Origin of the sequence: Anaeromyxobacter terrae, from assembly GCF_022690685.1 — a bacterium.
Lineage (GTDB): Bacteria > Myxococcota > Myxococcia > Myxococcales > Anaeromyxobacteraceae > Anaeromyxobacter > Anaeromyxobacter terrae.
In genome coordinates, this window is sequence record NZ_JALCYY010000005.1 from 59,268 (window position 1) to 80,411 (window position 21,144).

General features: G+C 69.4%; 20 protein-coding genes and 1 tRNA gene. 13 read left to right on the forward strand and 8 right to left on the reverse strand.

Going from position 1 to position 21,144, the window contains the following annotated elements; all coding sequences use genetic code 11:
• Positions 1-362 precede the first annotated feature (362 nt).
• Positions 363-722: a VOC family protein gene (locus MNY62_RS03395; protein WP_242342689.1), complete on the reverse strand. Its 360-nt coding sequence runs from the start codon at positions 720-722 to the stop codon at positions 363-365.
• A 185-nt stretch (positions 723-907) separates the two neighbouring features.
• A complete protein-coding gene (locus MNY62_RS03400) occupies positions 908-1,597 on the reverse strand; it encodes an NAD-dependent epimerase/dehydratase family protein (RefSeq protein WP_242342690.1) in 690 nt (229 codons plus the stop codon).
• Between the two features lie 186 nt (positions 1,598-1,783).
• Between MNY62_RS03400 and MNY62_RS03405 the strand changes: the two genes are divergently transcribed.
• Both MNY62_RS03405 and MNY62_RS03410 read left to right on the forward strand, forming a co-directional pair.
• A complete protein-coding gene (locus MNY62_RS03405; RefSeq protein WP_242342691.1) occupies positions 1,784-3,319 on the forward strand; it encodes a S41 family peptidase in 1,536 nt (511 codons plus the stop codon).
• 5 nt (positions 3,320-3,324) lie between these two features.
• Entirely contained in the window at positions 3,325-3,711 is a 387-nt protein-coding gene (locus tag MNY62_RS03410) for a hypothetical protein (protein WP_242342692.1), read from the forward strand.
• Positions 3,712-3,752: 41 nt separating this feature from the next.
• On the opposite strand, the gene MNY62_RS03415 is transcribed toward MNY62_RS03410, so the two are convergent.
• Positions 3,753-4,823 carry a PAS domain-containing sensor histidine kinase gene (locus MNY62_RS03415; RefSeq protein ID WP_242342693.1) on the reverse strand — a complete coding sequence of 357 codons (1,071 nt, stop codon included), beginning with the start codon at positions 4,821-4,823 and terminating at the stop codon, positions 3,753-3,755.
• Positions 4,824-5,008: 185 nt separating this feature from the next.
• Between MNY62_RS03415 and MNY62_RS03420 the strand changes: the two genes are divergently transcribed.
• The 6 genes from MNY62_RS03420 to MNY62_RS03445 all read left to right on the forward strand — a co-directional run bounded on the left by MNY62_RS03420 (position 5,009) and on the right by MNY62_RS03445 (position 10,526).
• Entirely contained in the window at positions 5,009-6,163 is a 1,155-nt protein-coding gene (locus tag MNY62_RS03420; protein ID WP_242342694.1) for an ABC transporter substrate-binding protein, read from the forward strand.
• Between the two features lie 122 nt (positions 6,164-6,285).
• Positions 6,286-7,224, forward strand: a complete 939-nt coding sequence (locus MNY62_RS03425; RefSeq protein WP_242342695.1) for a carbamate kinase — start codon at positions 6,286-6,288, stop codon at positions 7,222-7,224.
• Between the two features lie 6 nt (positions 7,225-7,230).
• The gene (locus MNY62_RS03430; protein WP_242342696.1) at positions 7,231-8,562 is read left to right on the forward strand and encodes a cyclic 2,3-diphosphoglycerate synthase; all 1,332 of its coding nucleotides are present in this window, start codon (positions 7,231-7,233) and stop codon (positions 8,560-8,562) included.
• On the forward strand, positions 8,559-9,785 hold the full coding sequence (gene rocD / locus MNY62_RS03435) for an ornithine--oxo-acid transaminase (protein ID WP_242342697.1): 1,227 nt from the start codon (positions 8,559-8,561) through the stop codon (positions 9,783-9,785). Before MNY62_RS03430 ends, rocD begins: the two co-directional genes overlap by 4 nt.
• A 155-nt stretch (positions 9,786-9,940) precedes the next feature.
• Positions 9,941-10,366: a DoxX family protein gene (locus MNY62_RS03440; RefSeq protein ID WP_242342698.1), complete on the forward strand. Its 426-nt coding sequence runs from the start codon at positions 9,941-9,943 to the stop codon at positions 10,364-10,366.
• A gap of 83 nt (positions 10,367-10,449) precedes the next feature.
• Positions 10,450-10,526 (forward strand) — tRNA-Met (locus MNY62_RS03445).
• A gap of 25 nt (positions 10,527-10,551) precedes the next feature.
• On the opposite strand, the gene MNY62_RS03450 is transcribed toward MNY62_RS03445, so the two are convergent.
• On the reverse strand, positions 10,552-10,878 hold the full coding sequence (locus MNY62_RS03450; protein ID WP_242342699.1) for a tyrosine-type recombinase/integrase: 327 nt from the start codon (positions 10,876-10,878) through the stop codon (positions 10,552-10,554).
• A 592-nt stretch (positions 10,879-11,470) separates the two neighbouring features.
• On the opposite strand from MNY62_RS03450, the gene MNY62_RS03455 reads away from it, so the two are divergent.
• The 3 genes from MNY62_RS03455 to MNY62_RS03465 all read left to right on the forward strand — a co-directional run bounded on the left by MNY62_RS03455 (position 11,471) and on the right by MNY62_RS03465 (position 13,444).
• Positions 11,471-12,280 (forward strand): hypothetical protein, encoded by an 810-nt coding sequence (locus MNY62_RS03455; protein ID WP_242342700.1) that lies wholly within the window; start codon positions 11,471-11,473, stop codon positions 12,278-12,280.
• 77 nt (positions 12,281-12,357) lie between these two features.
• A complete protein-coding gene (locus MNY62_RS03460) occupies positions 12,358-13,050 on the forward strand; it encodes a hypothetical protein (RefSeq protein ID WP_242342701.1) in 693 nt (230 codons plus the stop codon).
• 106 nt (positions 13,051-13,156) lie between these two features.
• Positions 13,157-13,444 (forward strand): hypothetical protein, encoded by a 288-nt coding sequence (locus tag MNY62_RS03465; RefSeq protein ID WP_242342702.1) that lies wholly within the window; start codon positions 13,157-13,159, stop codon positions 13,442-13,444.
• 124 nt (positions 13,445-13,568) lie between these two features.
• Here the strand turns inward: MNY62_RS03465 and MNY62_RS03470 are convergent, their stop codons facing one another.
• The 4 genes from MNY62_RS03470 to MNY62_RS03485 form a co-directional block, all read right to left on the reverse strand.
• Positions 13,569-14,549: a hypothetical protein gene (locus tag MNY62_RS03470; RefSeq protein ID WP_242342703.1), complete on the reverse strand. Its 981-nt coding sequence runs from the start codon at positions 14,547-14,549 to the stop codon at positions 13,569-13,571.
• A gap of 171 nt (positions 14,550-14,720) precedes the next feature.
• Positions 14,721-14,870, reverse strand: coding sequence for a hypothetical protein (locus MNY62_RS03475; protein WP_242342704.1), 150 nt, complete (start codon positions 14,868-14,870; stop codon positions 14,721-14,723).
• 1,047 nt (positions 14,871-15,917) lie between these two features.
• On the reverse strand, positions 15,918-16,784 hold the full coding sequence (locus tag MNY62_RS03480) for a hypothetical protein (RefSeq protein ID WP_242342705.1): 867 nt from the start codon (positions 16,782-16,784) through the stop codon (positions 15,918-15,920).
• Between the two features lie 263 nt (positions 16,785-17,047).
• The gene (locus MNY62_RS03485; protein WP_242342706.1) at positions 17,048-17,965 is read right to left on the reverse strand and encodes a three-Cys-motif partner protein TcmP; all 918 of its coding nucleotides are present in this window, start codon (positions 17,963-17,965) and stop codon (positions 17,048-17,050) included.
• 111 nt (positions 17,966-18,076) lie between these two features.
• Here MNY62_RS03485 and MNY62_RS03490 point away from each other — a divergent pair, with 111 nt between their 5' ends.
• Positions 18,077-18,796 carry a DUF5131 family protein gene (locus MNY62_RS03490; protein WP_242342707.1) on the forward strand — a complete coding sequence of 240 codons (720 nt, stop codon included), beginning with the start codon at positions 18,077-18,079 and terminating at the stop codon, positions 18,794-18,796.
• A gap of 640 nt (positions 18,797-19,436) precedes the next feature.
• Positions 19,437-20,792 carry a DUF998 domain-containing protein gene (locus MNY62_RS03495; RefSeq protein ID WP_242342708.1) on the forward strand — a complete coding sequence of 452 codons (1,356 nt, stop codon included), beginning with the start codon at positions 19,437-19,439 and terminating at the stop codon, positions 20,790-20,792.
• Positions 20,793-21,144 lie beyond the last annotated feature (352 nt).

Here is a 21,144-nt window from a genome sequence, read left to right on the forward strand (position 1 = left end):
CGGAGCGGGAGACGGCGATGGCGCCGGACTCGGGGCCGGCGCCGATGGACCGCCTCCACAGCCCGCGAGGAGGAGGACGACCGCCCACGGAAGAACGCAGAACGCTCGCCGCACGCCTCGCCATGCCTGCGCCTCCCTCGCCGAGCCTGCGCCCTCCCGCATGCGAGGCGCCCCATCGTGAATGTGCGCTCGCAGCGAACCCCGCGCCAGGGGCGCCCGAGCTGGGTCTCCACGATGGGCGAGCTCGAGCCCGCCCATCGCGCAAACTGGCAGGTGGAGTTCCGCCGGCGCGCAGCGCGGGCGGGCGGAGCCCTCCCCGAGCGCCGACCCACCGTCGTCGACGGGGAGAGTGGGCCGGGCCTCTACTTCGACTTCCAGAGGCCCAGGACGGCGCCCGTCGGATCCGCGATGATGCTGAACCAGCCGGCGTCGGGGACCTCGGTGACGTCCTTCACGACGGTGGCGCCGAGCGACTGCGCCTTCTTCGTCGCTGCCGCGACGTCCTCCACGAGGACATACGCGAGCCAGGACGAGGGCGCGCCCGGCATCGGGTGCTTCATGAGCCCGCCGCCGGTCCCCTCGCCGACGTTGATCATCGTGTACGTGTGGCCCGATCCCATCGGCATGTCTTCCAGCTTCCAGTCGAACAGCTTGCCGTAGAACGCCTTCGCCTTCTCGGGATCGGTCGTGTTCAGCTCGACGTGTACGAACGGGTTTGCCATGCGCGATCCTCCTCTCCGGCTCTTCTAGCGCGGGTGCCCGGGCACGCCGACACGTCACGGGGGGCCTGGTGAGAAGTCGCGTCGGCCGCGAGCAGACGGCGGGCAAGCGGCGATGCCAGCGCCGAGCGATCCGGGCAGCCGTCGAAGCGCCCGGTCCACGAGCGGCGCGTCGCCGGAGAACCGGCTCAGGGCTTCGAGAGAGCAGCGGCTCCGCGCGCGAGCTCGTTGATGTCGCGGGTCTCGAGCACCGGGCTCTTCGCCCCCCGCTTCGCGACGGCCAGCATCGCGCGGCCGATCCGCTCCGTCGTCGTCACCTGGTCCGGGAGGAGCGCGTTCAGCACCGGGAAGAGCGGCGACAGGAGCGGGTACAGCGCCCGGTAGAGCCTCGTCCGCGAGGTGATGCCATGGAGCGCCTGGATGAAGCCGGGCCGGAACATGTACGCCGAGGCGAACGGGAGCCGCAGCAGCGCGTTCTCGGTCTCCCCCTTCACCCGGGCCCACATCGACCGCGCGCGCCCGGTGCTGTCCGTGCCCGCTCCCGACACGTAGACGAAGGTCATGCGAGGGTTGCAGGCCACCAGCGTCCGCGCGACCGCGAGCGTGAGCTCGTAGGTCACGCGCCGGTAGTCGCGCTCCGACATCCCCGCCGAGGACACGCCGAGACAGAAGAAGCAGGCGTCGCAGGCGGCGAGCTCGCCCTCGAGCCCGGACAGATCGGACGGATCTGCCCGGACCACCTCGCGGAGCTTCTCGTCACGCTGACCGGTCGGGCTGCGTCCGATCGCGAGGACGCGCTCGACGTCGGGGTCGCGCAGGCACTCCCGGAGCGCGCCCTGCCCCACCATCCCGGTCGCCCCGAAGAGAACGATCCTCATCTCGGCTCACCTCGTCTTCCGTGCGAGACGCTCATGGGGATTCCTGACGCCGGTCGGCGCGGCCGGCTCGAGGCCGCGACCACGCCGTTCGATCGGATCATACACGTCCTGGCGAACGAGACTCCTTGCCGGCTCCGCACCCTCCGTGCAAGCATCCTCCGCCCAGCACCTCCGGAGGAGACATCCATGCGCACACCTCGCGGCGCGCCGCGCCTCCTCGGCAAGCTCCGCCGGATCACGATCGCGATCCTCGCCGCGACCGCGGCGTGCGGCTCGTCCAGCGATCCCGCGCCCCGGGCGCAGTCCGCCCTGTACGCGGCGCGATGTGCCGTCCCGCGAACCGGCGTCGATCCCTCCACCGGCGCGCCGTACGCCGACAAGCAGGGCACGCTCGACGACGAGAAGGCCTGGCTCCGCGCGTGGGTCGACGAGCTCTACCTCTGGTACCGCGAGGTGCCGAACGCCGACCCCGCGCAGTACCCCACGCCCGAGAGCTACTTCGACGTGCTGAAGACGCCGGCGCTGACGGATTCGGGGCGTCCGAAGGATCGCTTCCACTTCACCTACCCGACCGATGCCTGGGTGGCGCTCTCGCAGTCCGGCGTGGAGGCGGGGTACGGCGTGCAGTGGCTGATCCTCGCGCCGTACCCGCCGCGCCGGACGGTGGCCGCGTACGTGGAGCCGGGCTCGCCGGGCGCGCAGGCGGGCATCGCGCGCGGCACCGAGGTCCTGGCCGTGGACGGCGTCGACCTCGTGAACGGCGCCGACGTCGCCGCGCTGAACGCCGGCATGTTCCCGTCGGCCGCGGGCGAGACGCATACCCTGACGCTCAGCGATTCGCTCGGCGTCCGCACGGTGCCCGTCACCTCGGCGAACGTGGAGGGCACGCCGGTGCTGGCGACCCGCACGATCTCGACCGGCAGCGGCACCGTCGGGTACGTGCTCTTCAACGATCACTTCGCGACCGCCGAGGCGCAGCTCGTCGCCGCGATCGGCCAGCTCCGGAGCGCGGCGGTCGACGACCTCGTGCTCGACCTCCGCTACAACGGCGGGGGCTACCTCGCCATCGCGAGCGAGCTCGCCTACATGATCGCCGGACCCGCCGCGACGGCCGGAAAGGCGTTCGAGCGCCTGGTCTTCAACGACAAGATCGTCACGCGCGACCCGGTCACCGGCGAGCCGCTCGCCCCGATGCCGTTCCTCGCCACGACGCAGGGGTTCTCGAGCACGCCTGGCGCGGCCCTGCCCGCCCTCGGGCTCGGCCGCGTCTACGTGCTCACGGGGTCGGGAACTTGCTCGGCGAGCGAGTCCATCATCAACGGCCTGCGCGGCGTGGGGGTGCAGGTGATCCAGATCGGGGCGACGACCTGCGGCAAGCCCTACAGCTTCTACCCGCGCGACAACTGCGGCACGACCTACTTCGCCATCCAGATGCAGGGCGTGAACGAGCAGGGCTTCGGGAGCTACGGCGACGGCTTCGTGCCAGGCGGGAGCGGCGCCGCCGGCGTGCCCGGCTGCGCCGTCCCGGACGATTTCGGCCACGCTCTCGGCGACCCCGCCGAGGCGCGGCTCGCTGCGGCGCTGTCGTATCGTGCGACCGGGAGCTGCCCGGCGACGGCGACGGCGACCGCGACACGCGCGCTCGCTGCGCAGGCGGCGCTCGCGGGCGAGGGCGAGGTGATCAAGTCACCGTGGCGCCAGAACCGGATCGTGAGGAGGTGAGCGCGATGCGCGCCGCGCCGGGTGCCTTCTTCGTCGCCTTCGCGCTCCTCGCGGCCGGCTGCCGGACGGCCCGCTCGGAGCCGCGCGAGGTACGTGCGGTGATCGTCTCGCCGACCGACGCGAGCCGCGCCGCGCTCGCCGCCGCCGTGTCCGCGGCGCTGCACGGCGCTCAGGTCACGCTCGCCGGCGACGCGCTCACGCGATCGAGCACCCTCACCGTCGAGCGGACGCAGGTCCGCGACGCCTCCGGCGTGCCGGTCCAGGGGCGGGAGCTCGGAACCCCCGAGCGGTTCAGGCTCCTGAAGCGGGGCGGCGCGTGCGTGCTCGTGCACGAGCGCACCGGGCGGACTGTGGTGCTCGAGTCGACGACCTGCACGGCACGCGACGGCTGAGCGTCCCCGCGCCGGAAGCCGCGCGCGAGCCTCGCCGCGCCTCACGAGCGCGGGAGCCGGACCTCGAAGCGGGTCCCGTCCGCGGTGGACTCGGCGGTGAGCGTTCCGCGGTGCGCCTCGACGATCGACCGCGCGATGAACAGGCCGAGCCCGAGGCCGGTGCGGCGCTCGCGATCCGGGTGGTGGAAGGGCTCGAACAGACGCGCGAGCGTCTCGGGCGCGATGGGCGGCCCCCGGTTCTGGTTCGCGACCTGGAGCACCGCGTCCCCGGCCTCCGCGCGGAGCGACAAGCGCACCGGCGGCGCGCCGTGCTGGATCGCGTTCGCCACGAGGTTGTGGACCACCTGCTCGAGGCGGTCACGATCCCAGAAGCCCTCGCACGCGGGCCCGAGGGCGAGCTCGAGCCCCGCCGGAGTATCGGAGAACGCGGCGTCGGTGGCGACCTCCTCGCACACCTCGCGGAGATCGAACCAGCTGGGCTGGAGCCCGATCGTGCCCGAGCGGCTCCGCGCGAAGTCCAGGAGCTGCGAGATGAGGCGCGACATCCGGCTCACGCTCCGCACGGTCCGCGCGGCGATCCGCTGGACGTCGGGCTGCAGCGCCGCGGAGGAGCGGAGCAGGAGATCGGCGCCCGTCCGGATGACGCCGAGCGGGCCCCGGAGGTCGTGGCCCAGCGCGGCGAGGAAGAGATCGCGGTCCTGCTCGGCGCGCTGGAGCGCGGCGAGCGCGCGCTCGGCGTTCACCTGATCCGTCACCTTCAGCGTGAACGCGACCGCGCCGAACACCCTGCCGTCCTCCGCGACCACCGGGCTGAGCCCCCAGCGATAGTGGACGGTCTCCTCTCCCTCGAGGTGCGTGTAGTCCTGCCACTCGAGCGGGCGGGCGGAGCGAATGCGCTCGCGCTGCTCTCGCTCGGCCGCCGCGCTCTCGGGCGTCCCCCAGACCTCGCTCGACGTCTTCCCGATCGCGGCCGCTGGCGTGAGGCCCGTCTGCCGGCACCACTCCGCGTTCACCGCGACGTGACGTGCGTCGTGGTCGAGGATGACGATTCCCACGGGGGCATGCTGCAGGAGGGCGCGAACGAGCGGAGTGTCGAGGTCCAGGGGTTCCACCGGACGAGTCCTAAGCTCGAACGATCCCGTCCGCAGCGCCCGCGGGCGCTCGCGCGCCCGGCTGGCCGGCGGTGGCTCGCGGAGCCTGCGAAGGTCCCGTGCGGGGCGCTCCTTGCGAGTGGTGGGGCGCGCGCGCACGGATCGTCGCATGCTTCCGGGCGTCTCTCTCCCTGGAGGTCTCCGTGATGATGAAGCGTGTCGCCCCGCTGCTCGCAGCGCTCGCCGCCGCCACGCCCGCGGCCGGCGCGAGCCCGGTGAAGCTCGGGTTCGTCAACTCCGTGACCGGCCCCGAGGCGCCCATCGGCGAGGCGCTCACGAACGGCGCCGACCTCGCCATCGCCGACCTCAAGGCGAAGGGCATCGAGGTGAACGCCATCCGCCAGGACGACACCGGCAAGCCGCAGGTCGCGATGAGCGCGACCGAGCAGCTCGTGTCCGGCGACGAGGTCCCGGCGATCGTCGGCCCCTACTCGTCGGCGCCCGCGAACGCGATGGCGAAGCTCGCGCAACAGTACAAGGTGCCGCTCCTCATCCCGGTGGCCTCCAAGGAGGACATCACGAGGCAGGGGTACGACTGGGTCTTCCGGCTCTGCGCCCCGGCGCACGAGTACGCGGAGACGCTCCTCGACGCGGCGCTCGCGGCGGGGAAGCCGAAGACCATTGCGTTCATCTACGAGGCGACCGACTTCGGCACCTCCGTGAGCACGCTCGGCAAGGACCTGGCGCAGAAGAAGGGGCTCAAGATCGTCGGGGACGAGGCCTACCAGAAGGGCGCGCCCGACTACCGCTCGACCCTCACGAAGATCAAGGCGCAGAACCCGGACCTCGTCTTCATGGTGTCCTACGTCGCGGACGCCGTCCTGCTCATGCGCCAGTCGCGCGAGGTGGGATTGAAGCCACAGGCGTTCCTCGGCGGGGGTGCGGGCTTCGACACCGCCCAGTTCGAGAGCGAGAAGGACATCTCCGCGAACGTGTTCTCGGTGACGCAGTGGACGCCGGACACGGGCTGGCCAGGCGCCGCCGACTTCGCGAAGCGCTACGAGGCGAGGTTCAAGAAGCGCCCCACGTACCACGCGGCGACCGCGTACGCGGCGATGACCATCATGGCCGAGACCGTCGCGAAGGTGGGACCCGACCGGAAGAAGATCCGCGACGCGCTCGCGACGGGCACCTGGACCACCATCATGGGCGACGTGAAGTTCGAGACGTACGAGGGCTTCACGAACCAGAACCGTCACAAGATGCCGGTCATCCAGTACCAGGGCGGCAAGGCGGTGACGGTCTACCCACCGCAGATCGCGAAGGCGAAGCCGGTGTACCCGTTCCCCGCGTGGAGGTGAACGCGGCGCCTGCCGGGCGCCCGTCCCGAGGACCTTCCGGCGCGCCGACCGTTCGGGGCAGAGGCCTCGACCTCGATGGAGGCGTGCCCGCCCGCGCAGCGGGCGCGCGGTAGCATCCGTGCATGCGCGTCGTCGCGGCACTCGGAGGCAACGCCTTCGTCAAGGCCGGCGAGGCGCTGTCGGTCGAGGGCGAGCACCGCTTCGCCCGCGAGGCGCTCGCCGCGCTCGGCCCGTTCCTCGATCCAGGGGTGGAGCTGCTCGTGGCCCACGGGAACGGGCCGCAGGTCGGGCACCAGCTCGAGCGCGCCGAGCGCGCCCGCGGCACGGCCTACGCGCTCTCGCTCGACGTCTGCGTCGCGCAGACGCAGGGCGAGCTGGGCTACGTCCTCGCCCAGGCGCTCGAGGCGCTGCTCGCGGAGCGCGGCCTCTCGCGCGCCGTGGTCGCGGTCGTCACGCAGGTCGAGGTCGCTCCCGGCGACGACGCGTTTCGCCGGCCGATGAAGCCGGTGGGACCCGTCCTCGACCCCGCGGCGGCGGCGGCGCTCCTGGCGCGCGGCGCCGCCGTCCGGGACGACGCCGGACGCGGCGTCCGCCGCGTCGTCCCCTCCCCCGAGCCCACGCGCGTCCTGGAGGAGGAGGCGGTGCGCCGGCTCCTCGCGTCGGGCGCGATCGTCGTCGCCGGGGGCGGCGGCGGGATCCCGGTCGTCCCCGCCGAGGAGGACGCGCACCGCGGGGTCGAGGCGGTCGTGGACAAGGACCTCACGGCGGCGCTGCTCGCCGACGTCCTCGACGCGGACCTGCTGCTCCTGCTCACCGACGTGCCGTGCGCCTACACCGATCACCTCGGGCCGAGGCAGACGCCGATCGGACGCATCGCCTGCTCCCGCGCGCGCTCTCTCCACGCGCAGGGGCACTTCGCGCCGGGCAGCATGGGCCCCAAGATCGAGGCCGCCCTCCGGTTCGTGTCGGGGGGCGCCGGTCGCCGGGCGATCGTCTGCGATCCACCGTCGCTCGCCCGCGCGCTCCGCGGCGAGGCCGGCACCGTCGTGGTGCCAGGGTGAGGAACCATGGGGCTGCGGTGCATCATCATGGGCGCGGCGGGGCGGGACTTCCACGACTTCCAGACCTTCTTCCGCGCGCGGCCAGAGTTCCGCGTGGTCGCCTTCACCGCCGCACAGATCCCGTTCATCGAGCGGCGCGCGTTCCCGCGCGAGCTCGCGGGGCCCGGCTACGACGCGGACGTGCCGATCCACCCCGAGGCGGACCTCCCCCGCCTGATCCGCGAGCTCGACGTCGATCTCGTCTTCCTCTCCTACAGCGACCTCTCGCACGAGGAGGTGATGCACCGCGCCTCGATGGTCCAGGCGGCGGGAGCGGGCTTCGCGCTCCTCGGGCCGAAGCTCACGCAGCTCCGGAGCGGGAGGCCGGTGGTCGCCGTCACCGCCGTCCGCACCGGCGCCGGGAAGAGCCCGGTCACCTTCGCCATCGCCGCGCACCTGCGGGCCATCGGGCTCCGCCCGGTGATCCTCCGGCACCCCATGCCGTATGGCGATCTGCGCGCCCAGCGCGTGCAGCGGTTCGCGACCGAGGCCGACCTCGACGCCGGGCGGTGCACCATCGAGGAGCGCGAGGAGTACGAGCCCTACCTCGAGGCGGGGCTCGTCGTGTTCGCGGGGGTGGACTACCGGGCGATCCTCGAGGCGGCCGAGCGGGACGCCGACGTGGTGCTCTGGGACGGCGGCAACAACGACTACCCTTTCCTCCGCCCGGACCTGTCGATCGTCGTCGCCGACGCGCTCCGGCCCGGGCACGAGGTCGCGTACTTCCCGGGCGAGACGAACCTGCGCGCCGCGGACGTGGTGATCGTGAACAAGGTCTCCGGCGCCGCGCCGCACGCGCTCGAGACGGTGAGGCGCAACGTCGCCGCGCTCGCGCCGGGCGCCGCGGTGATCGAGGGTGACCTCGCGATCTCCGTCGAGCGGCCCGGGGCGATCGCCGGGCGCCGCGCCCTCGTGGTCGAGGACGGCCCCACCCTCACGCACGGAGGCATGGCGTACGGAGCGGGCACCGTCGCCGCCCGCGCGCACGGCGCGCGCGAGCTCGTGGATCCGCGCCCGTTCGCGGTGGGGACCATCGCCGAGGCGTTCGCGCGCTACCCCCACCTCGGCGCCGTCCTGCCGGCGCTCGGCTACTCCGAGGCGCAGCGCCGCGAGCTCGCGGAGACCATCGCCGCGAGCGGCGCCGAGGTGGTGGTGGACGGCAGCCCGTCGCGCCTCGACCGGTTCCTCACCCTCGACGTCCCGGTCGTCCGCGTTCGCTACCGGTTCGAGCAGCGCGCCGGGCCGCCGCTCCTGGACCTCGTCGCGGACGCGGTGCGCCGCGCTCGGAGGACGCCATGACCACCCACCAGGGCCCCCGCACGACGGACGAGCTCATCGCGCAGGCGGAGCGGTTCGGCGCCCGCAACTACGCGCCGCTCCCGGTGGTGCTCGCGCGCGGCGAGGGCGCGTTCGTGTGGGACGTGGAGGGGCGGCGCTACCTCGACGGGCTCTCGGCGTACTCGGCGCTCAACCAGGGCCACCGCCACCCCCGCATCGTCGCGGCCCTCGTCGCCCAGGCCGGCCGCCTCACCCTCACCTCGCGCGCGTTCCACAACGATCGGATGGGCGAGCTCCTCGAGAAGCTCTGCGCGGTCACCGGCTTCCCGCGCGCGCTCCCCATGAACACCGGCGTCGAGGCGGTCGAGACGGCCGTGAAGGCGATGCGGCGCTTCGCCTACGAGCGGCGGGGCGTCCCCGACGGCGAGGGCGAGCTCGTCGTCGCGGACGACAACTTCCACGGCCGCACCCTCCTCGCCGTGAGCCTCTCGACCGATCCGTCGTCGTACGCGCGCTTCGGCCCGTTCGTGCCGGGGATCGTGAAGGTGCCCTTCGGCGACGCGGCCGCGCTGGCCCGCGCGGTGGGCCCGCGCACGACCGGCGTGCTCCTCGAGCCGATCCAGGGCGAGGCGGGCGTGATCGTCCCGCCGGACGACTACCTCCCGCGCGTCCGCGCGCTCTGCTCCGCGCGGCGCGTCCCGCTGTGCCTCGACGAGGTGCAGACGGGGCTCGGGCGGACCGGGCGCATGTTCGCGTGGGAGCACTGGGGCGCGCGGCCCGACCTCCTGTGCGTCGGCAAGGCGCTCTCCGGTGGCGTCTACCCCGTCTCCGCCGTCTGCGGCACCGAGGAGCTGCTCGGCGTCTTCACGCCCGGCTCCCACGGCTCCACCTACGGTGGAAACCCGCTCGCGGCCGCGGTCGGCGTCGCCGCGCTCGACGTGGTCCTCGACGAGGAGCTGCCCGCGCGCGCGGCGCGGCTCGGGGCGAGGGTCCTCACGCGACTCCGCGCGGGGCTCGCCGGTTCGCCCACCGTGAAGGAGGTCCGCGGGAAGGGGCTCATGATCGCGGTCGAGTTCCACAGCGAGATCGCGCGCCGGGTGACGGAGGCGCTGGCGCGCGAGGCGGCCGTCCTCTGCAAGGACACCCACGGCCGCACGCTCCGCTTCCTGCCCCCGCTCGTCACCCCCGAGGACGTGCTCGAGGATGCGGTCGAGCGGATGCTCCCGATCCTGGCGCGGGGATGACGGGGCCGGGCGGGTGTCGTCCGGACCGCGAGGGACGCCCGACACGTGCCGCCTTTCGCCCTCCTGGGTCCCGGGCGAGCGCCGCGACGCGCGCGTCGATCCCGCGGCCCGTCGTTCGTCGAGACGATAGGGATCGATGAACCGAGGGAGGGCTCGTGAGCGAATCCGGTCAGGTGTCGCGCTGGCGATCGTGGGGGCCGTCGCTGCGGAGCGTCCTCAGGATCGTCACCGCCTTCCTCTTCATGCAGGTCGGGACCGCCAAGCTGTTCGCGTTCCCGGCCGCCATCATGCCGGGCGGCGGCACCGCGCCCGTCGCCTCGCTGGCGGGGATCGCCGGGGTCCTGGAGACGTTCGGAGGCGCGCTGCTGCTCGTCGGGCTCTTCACGCGGCCCGTCGCGTTCCTGCTCTCTGGCGAGATGGCGGTCGCGTACTTCTACGCGCACGCCCCGCAGGGCTTCTGGCCGGTGCTCAACCAGGGCGCCCCCGCGGCCCTGTACGCGTTCCTGTTCCTGTACTTCTCCGCTGCGGGGCCCGGGCCCTTCAGCGTCGACGCGCTCCGCCGCCGAGGCGAAGGAGCGTGAGCGCCGGAGCGGGCGCTCGAAAAACCTTGACCCCACCTCGGTTCGCCAGTAGAAACGCGCCTCACTTCGACCTTCCCAACTGACGCGGGGTGGAGCAGCCAGGTAGCTCGTCGGGCTCATAACCCGAAGGTCGCAGGTTCAAATCCTGCCCCCGCAACCAGTAAAACCGCAGGCCCCGCCAGCCCTTAGCTGCGCGGGGCCTTCGTGCTTTCGGCGCCTCCCCCGCCGATCTCATCCAGATTTCGTCCATGCCTCTCGGCGGCTGCCTGGAGGCACCTCGCGGCCTCGCGCACGTCGTCGTCGGCGACGACGTTGTAGCGGTCGAACACGGCCCTGGTCTTCCAGCCGCCCATCCGCATCACCACCGACTCCTGGACGCCCGCCCTGCGAGCGCGCGTCGCGAACGAGCGCCGCAGGTCGTGGATCCAGATCCCGTCGAGACCAGCCGCCGCGCAGGCGCGCTGCCACATCTTGCGGATGTCCTGCCACGGGCGGCCGGTCTCGGGGTTCACGAAAACGAACGGGCAGCCGAGCCGCCGGGGGCACTTCTTCAAGATCGACCGGGAGTGGGTCGAGCGCCGCGAAGCGCTTCTCCGTGCCGAGGGGGATGCCGCGATCCGCGCGTCCCGGGAACAGGCGACGGCCGAGGAGCGCGAGTGTCTCGACGCGCTCCTCGATCTTCGCGAACGGAACGCGCGCGACCGTTAGCGGTGCGCGTAGCTAGCCCTCAAACACGACGTGTCCGCGTCCGGCAGCGCCGATCTGGCATGAGACCGCTGTCGTGCGCGCGGTCATCCCCTCGAAGACGACGGCGGCGCCGCCCCTGGCCGCAGCCGCAGCGATCTGCATGAGGTCGTGCGTTGAACGTGGTGTTGCCGTCAGCCGAACGCCGCCACCCGAGGCGACGCCACGAGGTGGATATGGGGTCAGCCTCTTCGGCAGCGCCATCGCGGCCGAGCACGACGCGCCGGCTACGCGAACGCGGCCCGCCACGGTGACTCGTGGTGCCGGTACCCCCTAGTCGAGACGATCGGGCTGGACGCCTCGGTTCCGAGGATCTTGAATGATGGTCGCGCCGACTCGGACGGTGCAGGGGGGGGCCGAGTGAACGTCTACGTCGTGTGGGGGATCACGTTCGCAGTGACGGGGAGTGCGATGCTCGTGGCCGGGATCGCGGCCTACGTGAAGCAGCCGCCCACGACGAGGAACGTCGGCTTCGACATCGCGAAGGGCCTCGGGTTCCACGCGCTTGCGTTCGTGGGGGTGATTCTCTTCTCCAACGCGATCATCGGGCTGCCCTTCGGGCTCGTGGCGGACGTGCTTGGCTACGACCGCGCAACCGAGATAGCGCGCTTCAAGCACGAGATCCGCGAGCGAACGCAGGAGATCGACCGGCTGCTGGAGGCGCCGGTCCCGGAAGGCGACCGGTACGCCGCCGCGCGGGCATACGAGGAGAAGGCCGCACTTTCCGAAGAGAAGGGCCGCCTGGAGGAGCGGCGCACGAAGCTGGACGAGGTTCGTCCGATTGCGGGCTGGATCGAAGCATCCGTGGATTACGCTCTGGCGTTCGCTCCCGCGCTGGTGTTCGCTGCTGCGTTCATCCAGTCCGAACGTGAACGCCGGAGGCAGCCCCCGCCGCGCGAGCCGACGACGGCAGCGCGTGCTGAGGAGTTCATGACGCGGCGCATGGTTGAGCAACGGATCATGATTCCGTCGGACTTGCGTTGTCCCTTATGCTTCGCCGGTGGGCAGGAACTCACCCCTGCGTTCGCGATCACCACCGTTATGCCCGTCTCGTGGAAGTGCACGAACAACCACGGGCTCGTCTCCGAGTGGAACCCCAAGACGCGTCGGTACGAAACGCGACCCTGGGGGTCGTCTCCGCGTACGTCTTCAGATTTCGATGATGAATGAGAGTACGCGCGGGGACGCGCCCATCAGCCAACCGCGGCCGCATGTGCGAAACTTCGCCAGAACTACGCGGAGGTGACGTGAAGACCGCTCGACTTCACAGGTGGCCGCTGTTCGTGATCGCTCTGGGCGCCGTGGGCCTCGTCGGTGCGCGGATGGTGTGGCCGTCGCTGCACTTCGACAGCACGTCACTGATTCTGTTTGGCGTGGCGGGGCTGGCTCTTCTCGTGGCGTACCTGCCGCTGAAGCGCATCAAGTGGGGCGAGTTCGAAGCCGAACTCGACCGCTACGTAGACGCCCTTGAACAGAAGGTGGTCGCATCGGAGAACGCCGCGGCCGCTGAGGAGTCCAAGAGACCTGCTCAGGCCGGCGTAGCTGGGAGGTCGGGCACGGCGACGCCCTTCTCCCCCGCAACCGCAGCATCACGGAGTCAGGAATCTGTTCCTCGGTCCGCGTCCGATGAGTGGTTCTCACTCGTAAACTCCAAAGCGTCGAACGTAGAAAAGATCCTGTCGGCCAGCATTCTCTTGGACAAAGTGGTTCAAATGACGGCAACCCAGCTCGGGTTGACGACTCCGGGCTCGGTCAAGGGGCCCCGCGCGCTGATCGACCGTTTCGTTTCGGAGGGGCTCATTGGGCGAGACGAGTCCGCCGCGTTCATGGATTTCTGGAACATCCGAAACAAGGTGGTCCACCACGGACTACAACCTAGCGACGAGCAGACTGCGAGAGTCCTCGATCTCGTGTGGCGGCTCGTTAGGACGTTCGGATGAGACGGCATAGTGGTCACCGGCTCGGCCACGCTGATAGCGTGACCAGCACGCGAGGCGGGCCGCTTGCCGCGGGCCACCGCTGAACGCGGAACAGTTAGTACTTGCCGTGGCGCGCGACGTACAGAATCGCCAGCGGATCTTACAACGTGCCTCGCACGACCTGGACCGTGAGGTGGTCGCCGCGCTGGCGTCACGTTCGCGTGAGGAATTCACCGTGGGGCCCGAATCAGATCACTTCTCCGATTTCATCGGGCTTGTCGAGGACCACTTCGGCAGCGGAGGACAGGCCAATAGGCGTGTGCTTATGTCGCAGGAGGTCGTGCGTTCTCTGGTTGCCGAGAATGTGCGCGGCGCCTCCCTCAGGCCAGTGCAGTCGGGCAACGGCAAACCGTAACCCACCGTTTACGGTCGTGTTCGTACACCACTCGGCGCGACACTAACTGATACGCACAGTGACCGAAAACAGCCGCTGTACGAACTTGCCTCAAGGCAGTACAGGAGGAGGAAACCGCGGCGTCCTAGTCGAGCGGGGCTCGGTTCAGGCGACGAGTCAGGTAGTCCAGCCGCTGGCGACGATCTGGGAGGTGATCGAAGTCTCGCAGTGCTTCGGCGATAGGCTCGCTGGAAATGACGGACACGCCCGCGACTGGCAGGCGCTCACGCGTCGATCCCCACACCCGTCGAGCGCCGTATCCCGCAAGAAGGTGGGCCGCAATGCGCGGAAACTCAAGAGTTAGAGCTGCTCGAGGGTCGGGGTCATCCCACCGCACTCTGCGCGACAGCTTCTTGCCCGGATCCTTTGCTAGAGCGGCGCGGTCACTAGGCGTCAGTAACATCGGCATCTGACTGGCGATAGAGGTCGCCAGCGACTCGTCGAGAGGGCTTGCAGCCGATGAACTTTCGTTGCGCGGCGGCGTACTCGATGACGAGGACGATCCTGCGAAGGGGACCGCCCACGGGATCCCTTCGTTCAGTATGTCCTCCTGGAGCGACATCTTGCGTTGAATGAGCGTAGAAACCGCTCTCGGTGCCACTAGCGTGCAGGCCCATTGGTCAAGCGGCAGCCTCAATCCGGGCATGAGTCTGCTTTTCGGTGCAAACGAACCATCGAGAGTGCTGTAGACGCAGTATCGAGGCAGGAAGCGGTACGTCCGCGCGAATCGGACCAGAGTACCGAGTTGCTGTCCACCCTTGTAATTCAAGAGCCGACACTTGCCATTGGCAGGGTTGATGATCTTCGCCTGGATCGCAACGGGGAACCAGGATCCTGGCTCGCCAATGATCCACAGCCAGTCGGCGCCACTCAGCGAAGCTTCCTCCTTGCGCGTGAACTTCCTGGTCCACACGTGCGCTCGGTGACGCTGGTGGATCTCGAGCAGATGCATGTCCGTGATCGTCTCTTCGAGAATGCCGAGCCGCGACGTGAAGCCGTCCCGGATGATGTTGTTGGTCCAAGTGGCGCGGCTTTCCAGCGTTTCACGGAGGTCCGAAGCCCGCATAGGTGCACCTCGTTGTCCCGGTGGCAGCAGGCCGAGCGTTGCGGTCGCGGGTTGACCGCACGAACGCGCTGCATGCACCGGCCCTGCCGCGGAAGGATGTTCTCCTATAGTGAGCACCAAGAGTAGCTGCTCCGCGATGACCCGCCGCTGTTCCGGTGCTCAGCTACCGCCCTACTTCATCTCGAACGAGCCCCACGAGTACCGACCGATGACTTTGCCGGTCTGCCAATGGAGGATGTCGAAGTTGATGTGGTTCGTGCTGCCCGCCATCAGGAAGCAGTTCACCGTCTCCGCGAAGCCCTCCTTCGCGTCGATCGGCATCGACATGAACGTCGGCCCCTGCGACGACCTTTGGTGGACTTGGAGGCTGCCAGTCGAAGTCGTAGAGGACCTCCAGCTTCTGGGCCTGGATCAACTTCTTCTTGCAGGCGTTGAACCGCTTGTCGGCGGCCGCCTTCTCCTTCGCCGTCTGCTCAGGCTTTGCCGCAGCAGGAACAGTCCGCTGGCTCGTGACAGCGGTCGCAGGAGCAGTCACCGTAGCCGAGGGGGCGTCGGTCCCGCTCATGCTGCTCACGCATATCGCGAATAGCAGCACTGCACCGATGGCGACGAGAACGGGACGGGCGGAGGCGGGCCTATTTCCCGGCTTCGACGCTCCGAAGTGCGGGCACGCTGGAGCGTCCTTCGACACTTGTCCGTTGCACTCGCGGCAGGTCGTCAGCGCCATGCACTCCCCCTTGTCGGCAGGACGCTACCATCCCACGCACTCGACTCCGTGAGCCACGTCCCCGTGACGCCGCCCCGCCCCGCGGCGGAAGGCCGCGGCCGATAGCCCCCGGTGCATTCGCCAGCCTTGAGGTGGCGCGGCACCCTCGACGCTCTCTCCTACTGGAGTGCGTTCCTCCCATGGTCCGAGCGTCGTAACACCGATATCCGCGCAGATAAGATCTCGACCCAGCAAAGCAGTGCGGTCTTGACCAGTGTCACTCCGCGTCGCACTCTGGTTCTATGGACGAGCTGACTCTCAGGTTCTCGACGAAGGTGCGCGCGCTAAGGTTCGCGCAGGGGCTGCCGCAGAAGACGCTCGCCAAGCGAACGAAGCTGTCCGTCTCGTACATCTCCATGCTTGAGCCGGCGACCGCGTGCCGACTCTCCCGACGATCTGCCTCATCGCGAAGGCTCTCAAGGTGGCGCCTGTCGATCTCCTTCAGGACCTCGACGTACCGAAGGCTCCTGGGAACGGCCGCACGGCCCGCGTGCGAAACGGAACACGTCGTTAGCGGCTCGCGGCGACCCAGACAGTTTGTATTCAGGGGGCTCGCAGAACCGGTTGTAATCCCGCGGACTTACCAAGGCCCTGCTGTGAATTCATTTCGAATTCACACTGCCGCCCAACTGAGAACGCCACCTCAGGTGCCACCTCACGAACCGGTCGATATCCCCTTCGGGCACGGCTCGCGGCGCATGAACGGGCAGCCCAAGTTCCTTCACCACGTCTGCGACGAAGCCATCGTACCCGTACGGATAGATCTGCTTCCCGAACAGCAACGCGAACCCTCGATGCACCCCCTCCACCGGCCGTACGATCTCCTCGAAGATGTAACTCTTGGGTGCCGACCGCATGATCATCAACGGCACGATCCCGAACCCTTCGCACATGCGGACCTTCAACCTGAGTTCATCCCTTGGGATGTACGGGAGCGTGTTCTTCACCTCGACGCCGTACGCCACCCCGTCTCTCGCGACGACGAAGTCGAGGTCATGTTTCGTCGCGATCCACTTCTTTCCTCCGTACTCCTTGACATCGCGCCCATTCACGGCGAACCCGCGCTGCGCGAGGCCCGTTAAGAACAGGTTTTCGCCTTGCAGTCCGATGGCTCTGGTGAAGTCTGAGTTCGAGTACCGGCGCACGAGTGCTGCCATACCGGAGATGATCCGCTTGTAGTACCGGACCCCTTTCGGCACGAGAAACCGGACCTCCGTCTTCTCGCCGAGTTTCACGGGCTCGACAGCGAACACACGCTCCGAGATCAGTTCCCGGATCGCGCGGCTCGTGACCCAATGGAAGAACTTGCGTTCGAGCAAGACCTCCAACTGCCGCGAGTAGAACACCCTCCCTACGTTCGCGGCCAAGTGCTCGAGGATCTCACCCTTCGCCACGTCCGTCATCGGATCCCGCGGCAACTCCGCGAGATCCTCCGGCCCCGGCTCGAAGTCGTCGTGCTCCTCGCTCACTCCTCAAGACTCCCCGCGTGTCAGTCGCACGCGGCGCTATACCCTCTGTTCCACTGAGCTATGCTACGCTCGCACGCACGGTGACGCCGCGCAACTCATTGCATATCAACCGGGAGTGGGTCGAGCGCCGCGAATCGTTCCTCCGCGCCGAGGAGGACGCTGCGACCGGGCTGCTAGGGACCGCGCGACGGGCGAGGACCGCGCGTTTTTGGAGGCGCTCGTGAAACTGCGGCGTGTAACGCGCGCGGGGAGAATCTCGCTTCCTAGCCGTCAGCACGGCGCGCGGTGGCGGGTTTCTTTGCGCGCGCTGTCCCGAGCACATGGCTCGCGATCTTCGCGCCGGTGCGATTCGGCCCCGCGAACACGAGGTAGTACAGGTGCCCGCCCTTCGAGTTCTTGATCAGGCGCGCGGCCGAAACGTGCCCGAACGCCACCTGTAGCCGATCCCTGTACCACGCGAGCAGGCGGTCTCCAGCGTCCTCCCACTTGCGGGGAACCTTGTCGCCGAAGAGGTCCGTCTCGGTAGAGTAGACCACGTCGTACCAGCCCGAGTCCCCGAAGTACGCGTCGAGCTTCGCCCGCCTGTGCTCGGTGAGCCGTCCACTCCGCTCAAGGAGACGCTGGATCGCCATCCCGAGCGGGAAGTTGATGAACACCTCGATGCGCTTCGTCGCCGCGAGCTTCTCTATCGTGGACCAGGGGACCTGCATGCCGAACGGGTCGAGGAACACCACCCCGCGCCAGCATCTGTCACGCCTAAACCCGTCGAGCAGACGTGTCGCCAGGTACTCGTTGCAGTCGCCCTCCCGAACGGAGATCGCACGAGAGTCGCCGTACTCGATCTTCAAGCTCTCGAGCTGGGCCAGGCGATCGGGGTCCGCCTCGACGAAGACGTAGTGCGTGAACGGCGGCTCCACGTTCAACGCCACGCGGGGAGAGCCGTCGATTACCTGGCGAGTCTCGGTGTCCGCCCTCGGCAGACCAAGGTCGAGGGCCACCGTCACGTCGTCGTCGGCCACCTTCCGTCGGATAACCGCGCGCCCCGCGGCCGCGAACGCGTCCACGTACACGTACTTCAGCGCCTGCTGGCGGCTGAGGATCTTGGTGTACGCCGCGACGTACTTACCGAGCCCTTCGAGCTTCTGGCTCGCCCACGGGCCGACCTCCGGTATATCGACCATCGGTACAGTTTCGCTCTGCGTAGATGCCAGCACAAGGGTCCTGGGGCCTCGTGCTTCGCGGCGCAGCCCGGACTATACTCGCGTTCAGCGGCCTGGAACGGACGGGATGGAATGAGCGATCGCAGCACGATCGAGTGGACGAACGCGACGTGGAACCCGGTCCGGGGATGCACGAAGGTTTCGCCCGGCTGCACGCACTGCTACGCGGAAACGTTCGCCGAGCGCTTCCGGGGGGTCCCCGGTCACCCGTTCGAGCAGGGCTTCGACCTACGCCTCGTGTCGAAGGCTTTGGACCTCCCGTTGCGGTGGAAGGCTAGCCGGCTGATCTTCGTGAACAGCATGAGCGATCTGTTCCACCAGCGCGTCCCCGACTCGTACGTCGAGAAGGTCTTCGAGGTGATGCGGGCCGCGACTCAGCACCGCTTTCAGGTCCTAACGAAGCGCGCCGAGCGCATGGAGCACTTCGCGAAGCGCCACAGCGTCCCTCCGAACGTCTGGCTCGGCGTCAGTGTGGAGAACGCGAAGTACGCATGGCGGATAGACCACCTCCGCCGTGTGCCAGCCGGCGTCCGCTTCCTCTCGCTCGAACCGCTCCTCGGGCCGATCACGGAGCTGGACCTCCGCGGTATCGACTGGGTGATCGTCGGGGGGGAGAGCGGCGGTAAGTGCCGCCCGATGGAGGCAGACTGGGCGCGAGAGATCCGCGATCGGTGTCGGCGAAGCAGGGTCCCGTTCTTCTTCAAGCAGTGGGGCGGGTTCCAGAAGAAGAAGAACGGCCGCACGCTCGACGGGCGAACCTGGGATGAGATGCCCAAGGCATTCTCGCGCTAGGCGCAGCCGTCGCATGCGTGGAGAGTCATCCGCTACGGCGGCGCGCCCGGCGCGCTGAACCGGGTTCCTCTACCCGATCTCATCGGGATTTCGTCCAGACTCGCGGGGACTCGGGAGCCCCCGAGGGCTCTCAGGGACACGCGCGAGTCGCTCTGAAACGCCTGCGGCTGCGGAAAAGGGCAGGGGGAACGCCCGTCTGCCGATCTACCTCGACCCGGGCTCATAACCCGAAGGTCGCAGGTTCAAATCACTCTTATTGAGTACTTCGTAGAAGGGCCCTCAGCGTCATTGGCGGGCGTGAGCTTCGCCGGAGGACGGCGCGGGCCGCCTCCAGGCCGTCCTTCGGTCGCCGGCCGGGCGGCGGACCTGGGCGGCGTCACGACGCGACGGCGGTCACGCAGACAGGAGGGCGCCTCTCAGGCCGCGGCACGATGGATTTCGGGTGAATCCGGCCGCGAATCGGAACGACCCGCCCCGTTCCCGCGGTACTCGATCCGGCCCAAGAGATTAATGCTTTGGCCTGCCCCCGCCCTCCTGCCTGACACTCGGCACGGGAAACTCAAGACTGAGCGTGCCGCCGTTGCCCGTTCGCCCCGAAGCCAGGCGGCGCGATACGCGAAAGCGGCCGGAAGAGGCGGGCATGCGTCTGACGACCATTGCGGCGACGGCCGAGGAGCGGCGTCGCGCACTCCCTGGCGACGACGTCCTGAGCGAAGCGACCCGGACGTGGACGCACGCGGTGACGATCGATGCGCCGCCGCTCGCGGTCTGGCCGTGGATCGCGCAGATGGGCGCCGGGCGCGCCGGTTGGTACAGCTGGGACGCGCTCGACAACGACGGCCAACCCAGCGCCGGCGAGCTCGTACCCGGGTGGCAGCGCATCAGCGTGGGCGACGTGCTGCCTGCCGCGCCGGGCGTCACTGACGCGTTCGTCGTGCAGCGGCTGGAGGAAGGGCGCGACCTCGTTCTCGTCGTGCCGAACGATGGGGCAGGAGTCCGCGTCACCTGGGAGTTCCTCCTCGATCCCCTGTCCGGCGACCGGAGCCGTCTCGTCGTTCGCGCGCGCGTCGGCCCGGCCACGTGGAGCAGTGCGCGGAACGAGGTCAGGCGTCCTATCGACCTTGTCTACTGGCTCCTCGCGAGGATGCCGCACCGGCTGATGCTCGCCGTGGCGGGCGCCAGGCACCGCGTGATGCAGGCGCGCCAGCTGCGTGGGATCCGGCGGAGGGTGGAGCGCCACTGCACGGGACGACCCGTCGACGGGATCACGCAAGAGCGCGCTCCGACGCGAACGACGACGCGCAAGCTCTTGCTCGGCTGCGGCATCGCTTCTTCGGTGCTCTATCTCCTCATGAACGTCATTACGCCGATGCGTTATGCCGGCTACAGCGCCTTCTCGCAGACCATCAGCGAGCTCTCGGCCATCGACGCCCCGAGCAGACCGCTATGGATGTCGCTCGGCGCCGTATACGTCGCCCTCCTGATCGCCTTCGGCGCCGGCGTCTGGCTTTCCGCCAACGGGAAGCGCCCCCTGCGCGTCGTCGGAACCCTGCTCATGGGGCTCGGCGTCACCGGGTATATCTGGCCGTTGCTGCCCGGCGGTGCGTCCATGCACCGGCGCGAGGTCCTGGCCGCGGGCGGCGCCACGCTGACCGATACGTTGCATCTGATCTCGGGCGGTGTGGGTACGGTCTTCTGCCTGCTGATCATCGGGTTCGGCGCGGCGGCATTCGGCAGGTGGTTCCGCATCTACTCGATCGCGACGATCATCGTGCTCCTGGGCTTCGGCTTCTGGACCGGCGTGGAGGCCCCCATGGTGTCGGCGAACGAGCCCACGCCGTGGCTGGGCGTGATCGAGCGGATCATGTTCGCGAGTTTTGTGCTCTGGTTCGCGGTGCTGGCGATCGTGCTCCTGCGCGCAGTACGGCCCGAGAAGCACCGCGGTGCGCCGACCGCGCGCTCGCTCACCCGCAGCGTGCATGACACAGCGCCGTGAGGCGCTGGAAGGCGCCGGCAGCCGGTGGGAGCGGCACAGCGGCAAGTTGATCATCGCGCCCCCGCAACTTCCAGACCTGCGCGTTCCGCGTCTGGCCGGGTGCCGGTCCGCGCGCCGTGACTCATCCGCAGAGATGTCGAGCTGGGCGCGCCCGTCGCCTCCCTCGAGCTCGAGGTGAGCCGCGGCGGTGACGCATCCGCGCGCAGGCGCTCCCGCCAGCGCGACGATCGCCGAGTCGTCGCGTCGCACGTGTCGTCGAAGAGCCGCGCCTGTGGGAGGAGCCCGTGCATCGCCGGTCACCCGCCGACGCTACACGTTTCGAGCCGATCCAGCGCCGCCGCGTTCATCTGCG